The organism is Bdellovibrio bacteriovorus (assembly GCF_001592735.1).
In the GTDB taxonomy this organism is placed as follows: domain Bacteria; phylum Bdellovibrionota; class Bdellovibrionia; order Bdellovibrionales; family Bdellovibrionaceae; genus Bdellovibrio; species Bdellovibrio bacteriovorus_D.
In genome coordinates this window covers 1863860-1873119 of sequence record NZ_LUKE01000001.1, presented here as the reverse complement: position 1 = coordinate 1873119, position 9260 = coordinate 1863860, and the positions used below count along the sequence as shown (strand labels likewise).

The 9260-nt window shown below is 44.9% G+C and carries 10 protein-coding genes; 2 read left to right on the top strand and 8 right to left on the bottom strand.

What is annotated here, in order from left to right:
* Positions 1–83: 83 nt before the first annotated feature.
* The 8 genes from AZI86_RS09125 to flgF all read right to left on the bottom strand — a co-directional run bounded on the left by AZI86_RS09125 (position 84) and on the right by flgF (position 6874).
* Complete coding sequence (locus AZI86_RS09125) at positions 84–602, bottom strand: flagellar protein FlgN (protein WP_061834737.1); 519 nt, start codon at positions 600–602, stop codon at positions 84–86.
* Between the two features lie 106 nt (positions 603–708).
* The gene (gene flgM, locus AZI86_RS09120) at positions 709–1041 is read right to left on the bottom strand and encodes a flagellar biosynthesis anti-sigma factor FlgM (protein ID WP_061834736.1); all 333 of its coding nucleotides are present in this window, start codon (positions 1039–1041) and stop codon (positions 709–711) included.
* 83 nt (positions 1042–1124) lie between these two features.
* A complete protein-coding gene (locus AZI86_RS19415) occupies positions 1125–2153 on the bottom strand; it encodes a rod-binding protein (RefSeq protein ID WP_253715845.1) in 1029 nt (342 codons plus the stop codon).
* Positions 2154–2514: 361 nt separating this feature from the next.
* Positions 2515–3522, bottom strand: coding sequence for a flagellar basal body P-ring protein FlgI (locus tag AZI86_RS09105; RefSeq protein ID WP_061834734.1), 1008 nt, complete (start codon positions 3520–3522; stop codon positions 2515–2517).
* Entirely contained in the window at positions 3515–4252 is a 738-nt protein-coding gene (locus AZI86_RS09100) for a flagellar basal body L-ring protein FlgH (RefSeq protein ID WP_253715844.1), read from the bottom strand. Before AZI86_RS09100 ends, AZI86_RS09105 begins: the two co-directional genes overlap by 8 nt.
* 14 nt (positions 4253–4266) lie before the next feature.
* Positions 4267–5193 (bottom strand): flagellar basal body P-ring formation chaperone FlgA, encoded by a 927-nt coding sequence (flgA, locus tag AZI86_RS09095; protein ID WP_061834732.1) that lies wholly within the window; start codon positions 5191–5193, stop codon positions 4267–4269.
* 6 nt (positions 5194–5199) lie between these two features.
* Positions 5200–5985, bottom strand: coding sequence for a flagellar basal-body rod protein FlgG (gene flgG / locus AZI86_RS09090; protein ID WP_061834731.1), 786 nt, complete (start codon positions 5983–5985; stop codon positions 5200–5202).
* Positions 5986–6058: 73 nt separating this feature from the next.
* Entirely contained in the window at positions 6059–6874 is an 816-nt protein-coding gene (gene flgF, locus AZI86_RS09085) for a flagellar basal-body rod protein FlgF (RefSeq protein WP_061834730.1), read from the bottom strand.
* Positions 6875–7092: 218 nt separating this feature from the next.
* Here flgF and AZI86_RS09080 point away from each other — a divergent pair, with 218 nt between their 5' ends.
* On the top strand, positions 7093–8064 hold the full coding sequence (locus AZI86_RS09080) for a lytic transglycosylase domain-containing protein (RefSeq protein ID WP_081111874.1): 972 nt from the start codon (positions 7093–7095) through the stop codon (positions 8062–8064).
* Positions 8061–9254 carry an aspartate kinase gene (locus AZI86_RS09075; RefSeq protein WP_061834729.1) on the top strand — a complete coding sequence of 398 codons (1194 nt, stop codon included), beginning with the start codon at positions 8061–8063 and terminating at the stop codon, positions 9252–9254. Before AZI86_RS09080 ends, AZI86_RS09075 begins: the two co-directional genes overlap by 4 nt.
* Positions 9255–9260 lie beyond the last annotated feature (6 nt).

Here is a 9260-nt window from a genome sequence, read left to right as displayed (position 1 = left end):
AATATAAGTACTCGTTCCTCCTGGTGTACATCGTAGTTGTGTACACTTTTTCTAAAATGGCTCTTCCTGAGCGCATTTATAAATTAAGCCTCTTTACTAACGAAATTACCTGCTACTTGTGGTCCCGTTTTGTATTGGCCTTTGCCGCCGTAAGTTTTTTTGCCGGCAAGTGAGTCTTTCACATCGTTCAAAGCACCATTCAATGTGCCTAGAGCGGATTTTGCGTATTCTTCATTTTCTTTGTTAATGTCAGTGATGCGTTTGATAAGCACATCGAGCGCGGAGTGTTGAGTGCGCAAGCGATCTGCCGCTGGAGTGCCTGCAAGTTTTTGAGCAAGTTCCAGCAAACGTGGATTTTCAACGTCGGCTCCAACCATGGTTGCTAAGTCCATCGCGTAACGCGCACGTAAGGCGTCTTGAGCACGAAGCTTGAAAAGAAGGTCTTCTTTAAGTTTATTGCTTTCATCTAGCGCCGGAAGATCGGCTTTAACCAAAAGATCTTTTTCTTTGCGAACGATGTCTAAAAGTGAACGATAGATCTTGGTAAGCTCTTCGAGATTGGCTTCTAACTTTTGAAATGCACGTTCTACTGTAGTGTCCATTCGTTCTCCATCATCCTTGATGAGTTGTGCAGATTTTTATTTTTGCAAGCTGGTGCTGCTCCAGCTCTGCGGCCCGAAGCCGCTCCGCTCTGCCGGCGTCCGCCGACTAAAATTCCAAATGCTCGTCGACCATTTTGTCGGCGATGGCCTTAGCGTCCGTTTTATATTTGCCTTCGTCGATAAGCTGTCTGAATTTTGCAACTTTGGCTTCATCCACATCCGGAGCCGCCATTGCTAATTCTTTAATGCGTTTTGCTTCTTGAGCTTTTGGAGACAATTCTACTTTCGTAGATTCACCAAGAGAAGAACCCATCAAAGCATCTGCTTTGTTTGCGTTACCGATGCCTGCAGATTTCGATGCAATGCCACCGGCTTTGTCGGATTTAGCTGAATCAGTAAGATTCAAATTCTGTCCGATTTTGTTATGAGTGATCTTCATTGAGAGCCTCCATACTTTCGAGTGTTAGATCACACTCTGTATAATTCATTTTATAGTATCACAATGGGACAAGTTACACCAAATCATTCTGAGACAGTTTGTGGTCTAGGGGTCTTGTCTGTTTCAACGGTCCAATATATCGATTTTGCTTCAGAACTTAAAAACCCAAGGGTGTCGCCAGCTTGCACTTTGTCCCCTGTAAAAAGTTTTGACAGTGAGCCTTTAAAAACGACCTGAGATTTCAGACCATTGTCGTGTTCAATTTCTACCTGAGTTTGATGATCAGTTAATTCTGTCACTGCCCCGAAACGCCCAGCCCAAGGGGCTTTCACGTCCCTAGCCCCAGGTCGAGGAACATTCCCCAAGATTTCTGGAGCCACATCAATGCGATAAGACAATGTCGATTTAGACTTTCCCGGATGCTGAAAATTTTTAGCCCGATCCAATGGCAAAGGACCTTTTGGTTTTTCAACCTTCGCTTTCATTCCCAACTGCGCACCAAATTTTTCAACCAATTGATTGTAAATCAAATCCGAAAAACCGATACCCCCACGAGCCGCCCACTTCTCAACGTACTGCTCATCTAACTGCTCACGAAAAATTTTCTCTGCATTATTCGCTTGGATGAATCCACTCTCTTGTACGGTAGATCGCATGGCCTTTGTCATCTGACGAAGAAAATGCTTTTCATACATATCAGAAACTTCACGCAACTTTTGATCCGGAGTTTTCTGTTGAGGCTTACGCATAAATCGAGAAGGCGCAGCAATAAATTTAGAACGATCTAAATTTTTACCATCAACACTAACGGCCTCAGGAGCGCCAGCGACCTGAGCAGAGGGTTCCCCCACACTGACCGCCGCCGAATTCAAAGATTCCGCAAAACAAGAAAAAGAAAAATAAAACACCGTAAAAAGAGAAACCCAAAAAGCCCAACGCGAGCGCAGCAAGCCAGATCCAAGGCGTTCCGAGAACCGCTCACTCCAACTTTTCTTTTTTACGAGAAATAGTGTCGCCGGAATCTGCTTTGGGTTGCTTGCAGCCCTATGCGAGTTCCGCAGCGCCAAAGAAGCGCGGCGATAATGATCAGAAGAAAAAGAACGAAGAATCACAATGCCACCGAAAAACAGAATGCGCGAGGACTGTCTGAGACAGAGGGTTGCAAGCAACCCAAAGCAGATTCCGGCGCAGCAATGTCTTCGACCGAAGAAAGAGAAAAAGGGGAGTTGAGTCGGAGAACTAGTGCATCCTGCACATAATTCTTAGAGTTAAGCCTCGGCTCATGTTCACCAATCATTGGCGTTCGTTGACCTTTTGCTTCTGTTTCCTGCGAGAAACTATCGACTCTTGACCTTCCATGGTTCGCGATCTCTTTCTCACCCTCCCCGCGTTCCAAACACGTCCATGTGTCTGAAACATTAAATGCTATTTTATCCAGTTTATTACATACTGTGTCATTTCGAAACACAAATCTCATAATACTTCTAATTCCCCGTGCAAAGCTCCAGCTGTCTTGATGGACTGAAGTATAGTGATCAGGTCTTTCGGCGTAACACCTAACTTATTCAAAGCTTGAACGAGTTCACCCACGCTAACACCCGTATCAAGAACAGTGACTTTTTCCTCTTTGGCGTTCTTTCCCTCGCCCACCTTGACAGACAAGGCACCATGGGAAATAGCCACTTTGGAAATTTTCACTTTATCCCCGATGACGATGGTGCCGGTTTTTTCATTCACCACCACGCGCGCTTTCATATCAGGATTAATTTCGATTGATTCGATTGTCGCCAGCAATTCGACACCACGATTTTCATAGGCAAACGGTGTGATGATATCAATTGTTCCTGAATCCTTGGCCGTCGCATAGTGACCACCCAATTCTTTATTGATAGTCAAAACGGTGCGCGCAGCCGTGGTAAAATCAGGATTGATTAAATTCAAACGATACATTTTTCGCGAAGAAAAATCGGCCGTCATATCACGCTCGATGATCGCGCCGTTAGGAATTCTTCCAGAAGTGGTGTGCGAATCTTTGCCATTACCACCAATGACAATCGCTCCTTGAGCCACAGCATAAACTTGTTCATTCGCTGCACGCAGTGGTGCTTGCAATAAAGTACCACCAGCCAAGGAGGAAGCATCGCCCACAGCACTGACGGTAATATCAATCGGATTACCCGCTTTACCGAATGCCGGCATTGTCGCTGTAATAATAACTGCGGCTACATTCTTACTGCCAAATTCTGGCGAATCTAATTTCATTCCCAGCTTATCAAACATGCGCACAACTGATTTGCTCATGTATTCATTTTTTCCATCGCCCGTGCCTTTAAGACCGACCACGATCCCGTAACCGATCAACTGATTTTCGCGCACACCACGAATACTGGCGATATCTTTCAAACGCGCGGCCTGAGCAGATTCAATCGTCGAGGCAAAGGCCAATGCGGCTAAAGCGATAAGCTTTAATAGTTTACTCATTTTTAGTATTCCTTCTGATGCTGACGACATCATATTGAGGATCTAAAAGCTTGTCTGAAGAAATTCCGGCGTCGTTAAAATCTTCAGGGCGAATCAAGCCCGTAACAATTACTTTATACTCTCTTTTGCCAATCATGAAGGGCTGCTGGCCTTTAACCCGGTAGTTTCCGTCAGCCATCTTTTCAACCAAACGCGTAGGAACGTTTTGAACTTCATCCAAACTATTCTTGTCATCTTCCTTAGCTGGAGCATCGACCTTAGGCTTTTCTGATGCCGGCGCCCGGGAAGGATCCTCCCCATTTTGGGCTAGGCCGTTGTTCAAACTTTGATTTTCTTGTTCTTCTAATTGTTTCAATAATTTTTTAATGACGGAAACTTTGGTTTCTACCTGTTTCATCGCGGGGCCATCAAGTTTTACATTCAAAAGATCGCCCTCTTTACGCATTTTGTTTTGCGCAAACAAATAGGAACCTTGACCTTCCATCACCCACATCGAACCCGCACTGGCACCAAGTTCTGACTCTTCTTCCATGCGATTTTTAGTCATACGCTTATACTGACGATCCGTTGGCACGCCCATATTCGCATTGTCCGAATAACGAGGGGCAGATTTGATTTCTTCAAGCGGAGGGTTCTGAGTTTCTGAGCCAAAAGCATTTAGAAGTTCATTCATGGTCGCGCAGCCGGTAAAACACACCGCTGTAAACACAAGTAACAAAGATGTCATCATAGTTTTAAAATTAATCATTGCAGTTTCACCACACCTTTTTCAACGACAAGGCCCGACATGACTTTTTGAGTTTCGATATTTTTTACTTTGATAAGGTCACCAATAAAGCCGTTATCTTCGGCTTGCATATTCACGGAAATCTCAAATGTCTCATCCCCTAACATCGCTTTTACGATCTGTCCCTTTTTGGCCGCCGGCTCTCTTTTAAGATCCGATGTCCAGATCGGGGTGCCCACAGCCAGGGATCTTGCCGCCACTTGCCCTTGGATGTCTTCCGCCCGAACAACACTGTCCTTGGCATAAGTCACATCCGTCATCACCATACGTACATCACCGCTTTGCACTCGCTCTCCTTGTAAGATCAGGCGAGTGGCCACCGGGGTTAATTGAGAAACGCGGATAGTTCCCGAAATCCATTTAATTTGATCTGAACCTTCTCTGAGTGGCAAAAGGAAGCCTCCTTTTGTCGACATCTGAGAAAAATCCAAGTCCCACTCTTTTTGTGATGGCACCGGAGTTTTCGTCACTGAAACGCGGTATTCACATGAGGGACAAGTTACATTTAAATGATTCAAAATTTTACGATTCACTTCTTCATGCGAAATGGCTTCTTTAGAAAAGCTCACCTTCACTTGCGACGGAATTTTAAAAGAAGGATTTAACAACCGAACATCATCACGGTTTTTCATGATGCTGCGAACTTTCGTTAAAATTTCTTGGGCGTTCATATGACTTGCTAAAACCAAATCACGAGCGTCTTCACGCAAAACCACATCATCCATGAAAGCTAAAAGATTTGCGTTCCCTTGAGTTAAGCGAGCCACGTCACTAAGACGTAACAATGGACGCTGGGAAATTTCAACCTGCGCCGGAATTTCAATCTCCGGACGGGCCCACGTGGTACTAGCAATCATCAAAAAGGCAAAAACCAATTTCTTCATCAATTATTATCTCAAGTTATTAATAGATTGCAGCATTTGATCCGAAGCCTGGATCACTTTCGAATTCGTTTCGTAAGCTCTTTGGGCCGTGATCATCCCGACCATTTCATCAACGATATTCACGTTACTTGTTTCAAGCTGTCCTTGAGACAAAAAGCCCGTGCCGTTTAAGCCAGGACGAGACGTGATCGGCTGTCCACTGGAAGGACTTTGCATGAATACGTTTTTACCCATAGCCTTTAAGCCCGCTGGGTTCACAAAATTCACCACGTCAATTTGTCCAATTGTTTGTGCAGGATCATTCAGTCCCGAGATCACACGCACTTCACCTGTTGCTGAAATCTCAATGCCGGAAATATTGGGCGGGATTGTGATTTCAGGCTGCAAAAGATTGCCATTTTTATCAATCAAGCGACCATTAGGATCCTTTTGGAAGGCGCCGTCTCGAGTATAACCAATTTGGCCATCCGGTGTTTGGATTTGAAAAAATCCTGATCCTTCGATTTGAATATCGAAAGGATTTTTGGTGACGTTGGCATTTCCGTCCTTAAAGTCTTTTTGCACGGCCGCGGTGCGAACTCCCAAGCCGACTTGCACACCATTGGGAGAATAGGCATTCATGCCTGTTGATGATCCCGGTTCTTTTTGAGTTTGATAAACTAGGTCTTCAAACTCTGCACGAGAACGTTTAAAACCGTTAGTCGAAACGTTGGCAATGTTATTGGCAATAACGTCCATATTTGTCTGTTGGGCCGCCATGCCAGTAGCTGCTGTGTTCAAACTTTTAATCATCTCTTCATCCTTCCATGGATAAAAAATAAATATCTTTAGTACCTACTTCGGCAAAGCCGAAGTGCGAGCCGGCCTAGTTCGTTTTGCCTACAACATTAACCATCTTGTCAGCCATCTGGTCATAGGCGCTGATGGCTTTCTGGGTGCTTTCAAAAACTCGTTGCGTAGAAATCATATCTGTCATTTCTTGCACGATATTGACGTTAGAAGTTTCAAGAAAACCTTGGCGTACGCTTGGATTAGCCACATTGACCATGTCCGGCGCGATATTATCTTTGAAAGTATAAAGGCCGCTGCCTTGCTTTAATAAAGAATCAGGATTGTTCACTTGAACCATTGAAAGACGACCCACGACCTCCGTACCTTCAATCACATCGCCCGAATCAGAAATACTTAAAGGAGCATTGCCCGTCACACGAATCACACGTGATGCGGGATCCGCTCCCGGTTCGCCCGCGCTTAATACTGGATGTCCTTCTTTAGTGACCAATTGACCATTACCATCCAAAGTAAAGTTACCCGCGCGAGTCAAGCGAACTCCGCCCGGTGTGGCAATTTCAAAAAAGCCTTTACCGTCAATGGCGACGTCAAGGTTATTACCGGTCGGTTTTAAGCTGCCTTGAGAAAAATCAGTGAAGGTGCCTTTAGTGTCGACATAACTTTTATCGCCACCTTGCATATTATAAAAACTTTCAATCGCCGCGACATCGCGAGGGATCTGCGTTGTTGTCGGCGGTTTCTCATTGGCTGTAAGATATTCTTGGAAGATCTGTTGATCGCGTTTAAACGCGGGCGTGTTCACGTTCGCCAAATTATTGGCGATAGTATCAAGCTTTGTACTTTGAGCCATGGCTCCGCTCAATGCCGTATAGACACCTTTTACACTCATTAGACCCCCACTATTTTGTAGAGCAGCAAAGCATATGCCATCATTTGACAGGACCGATCTTCGTCTAGGAAAAGACTTCCGAGCTAGACCAAAGCAGAGGAAGAAAATTCTGGTCTCAAGTTTCTTTCGATTTGACCGATACACAGGCTTTTGTCGATGGTGCAAAAGATTGTCAGTTCTTTGTCGACAGTGTCAAAGAATCGGCTTCTAATAATCCTATGAAACATGTTGTGGGATTGGTTTTCGCCCTTTTATTTTCTTTTTCCGTGCACGCCGAACTTGCGAAGGTCCCTCCTGCTCCGGCCCCCCTTTTAGCGAACTCTCCGTTAAGTCTTAAAGAAAAATTAAAAACTCTGACGGCCAAAGCTAAAAATGTTCAGTCGGACAGTCTGATTTTTGATCTGCCGGTGACTTATAACCAAAAAGTCAGTAAATGGGTTTCTTACTTTCAAAGCGAACGAAATAACAAATGGTTTCGTCAGTGGTTGCAACGCTCCTACAAGTACATGCCTTTCATTCAAGATGAACTTCGCAAAGCAGGCTTACCGCAAGATCTTGCTTACATGGTGATGATTGAAAGTGGATTTGCTCCAAATGCGGTCAGCCATGCCGATGCCGTCGGACCTTGGCAGTTTATCGAATCCACGGGCGTGCGCTATGGATTGAATAAAAGCTGGTGGTTGGATGAACGACGTGATCTAAAAAAATCCACCCTCGCAGCCATCCGCTATTTGCGCGACCTGCACTCAGAGTTCGGCTCTTGGTATCTTGTCGCTGCAAGTTACAATATGGGTGAAAATGGATTGCGTGCCCGCATAAAAAAGCATGGCACTCGTGATTACTGGTCCCTCATTCATCTCAATGCCTTGCCTTTGGAAACTCAAGAATACGTGCCAAAAATTTTGGCGGTAATGTTAATTTCTAAAGCGCCTAATTTGTATGGCTTTCGCGGTTTAGAAAAAATGGACCCACTGGATTACGACATCGTCGGCGTTCCCGGAGGCGTTGAGTTAGACCCTTTAGCGGATCACTTAGGGGTTACGCGCAAAGCACTAAAAGATTTGAATGCCGAGCTCTATCTAGGGTACATTCCTCGTCAGGTCAGCAAACATTTTATCCGGGTTCCTAAAGGAGCCGGCACTTTGGTTTCTGGCTATGTCCTTCAGAACAGGAAAGTGACTTTGGAATGAAGCCTCTCATCGTCCAAAAATACGGCGGAGCCACCCTAGCCGATCCGGACAAAATCAAATCCGTCGCGGCTCGCGTTTGTCATCAAGCTCAAGAAAATTCTTTATTAGTCGTCGTCAGTGCTATGGGAAAAACCACCAATTCACTGATTGATTTAGCTAATCAAGTTTCACAACGTCCCCATCGCCGGGAAATGGATATGCTCTTAACCGTCGGTGAACGCATTAGCATGTCGCTGATGAGTATGGCCCTCAATGACCTGGGATGTTCTGCGATTAGCTTCACCGGCAGCCAGGCGGGAATTTTCACCGACGATTCTCACGTCAATGCCTTTATCAAAGACGTAAAACCCATTCGTATTGCAGAGGCTTTACAGAAAGATAAAGTTGTCATCCTAGCCGGATTTCAAGGTGTATCCCCGCAAACAAAAGAAATTACAACTTTAGGACGCGGAGGCTCGGATACTTCGGCGGTCGCAATGGCGGCAGCCTTTAATGCTGAACGCTGTGAAATTTTAAAAGATGTTCCGGCGGTTTTCACCGCTGACCCCAATATCGTTAAAACGGCAAAGCCTTTAAAAGAACTCAATTACGATCAGCTGATGGAAATGACGTTCTGGGGCGCCAAAGTCTTGCACTATCGCTCGGTGGAGTTAGCAAAAATCCGCAACGTGACTTTGTATATTGGTCCCGCTTCAAATAAAACTTCTGACGGCACCTTGGTAAAAAAAGGATTGAATATGTTTGAATCAAGCAAAGCTCTTTCATTGAATTCTCATGAACTGGTGCTTTCCGTTCATTGCCACGAAAAAAATCCAGCCAAAGCTTTACGCGACCTGCAGCACTTGTTTAATGAAAAACAAATCGCATTCCCACAAATGCTTCAATGCTCATCAGAAAACGGGACAACCGAAATCCTTTTAACGGGACCTCAAGAAATCATGATCGCGATGAAGCGTGAGCTTAAAGGAAATAAAAACTTCGTCGTCCAAGACAACGAATATTCTACGGTCACATTGACGTGCACCGGAGCGACATCTCCAGAACTCGTACAGCAAGTTTTAGATGTCTTGCACTCTCGCGCTTTACCAAGTGAAAAAATTCTTATGAGTGCCATGAGCATGACGATCATGACGTCCGCTTCGGAGAGGAAAGCCGTCATCGAAAGTTTGCATTCTTTAATTCAAGCTTAAAAAGAA

Coding starts and splice junctions, on each gene's coding strand:
- AZI86_RS09125 (WP_061834737.1), bottom strand. CDS start 602: ATGGACACTACAGTAGAACGTGCATTTCAAAAGTTAGAAGCCAATCTC.
- flgF (WP_061834730.1), bottom strand. CDS start 6,874: ATGAGTGTAAAAGGTGTCTATACGGCATTGAGCGGAGCCATGGCTCAA.
- AZI86_RS09080 (WP_081111874.1), top strand. CDS start 7,093: ATGAAACATGTTGTGGGATTGGTTTTCGCCCTTTTATTTTCTTTTTCC.
- AZI86_RS09105 (WP_061834734.1), bottom strand. CDS start 3,522: ATGAGTAAACTATTAAAGCTTATCGCTTTAGCCGCATTGGCCTTTGCC.
- flgA (WP_061834732.1), bottom strand. CDS start 5,193: ATGAAGAAATTGGTTTTTGCCTTTTTGATGATTGCTAGTACCACGTGG.
- flgM (WP_061834736.1), bottom strand. CDS start 1,041: ATGAAGATCACTCATAACAAAATCGGACAGAATTTGAATCTTACTGAT.
- AZI86_RS09100 (WP_253715844.1), bottom strand. CDS start 4,252: ATGATGACATCTTTGTTACTTGTGTTTACAGCGGTGTGTTTTACCGGC.
- AZI86_RS09075 (WP_061834729.1), top strand. CDS start 8,061: ATGAAGCCTCTCATCGTCCAAAAATACGGCGGAGCCACCCTAGCCGAT.
- flgG (WP_061834731.1), bottom strand. CDS start 5,985: ATGATTAAAAGTTTGAACACAGCAGCTACTGGCATGGCGGCCCAACAG.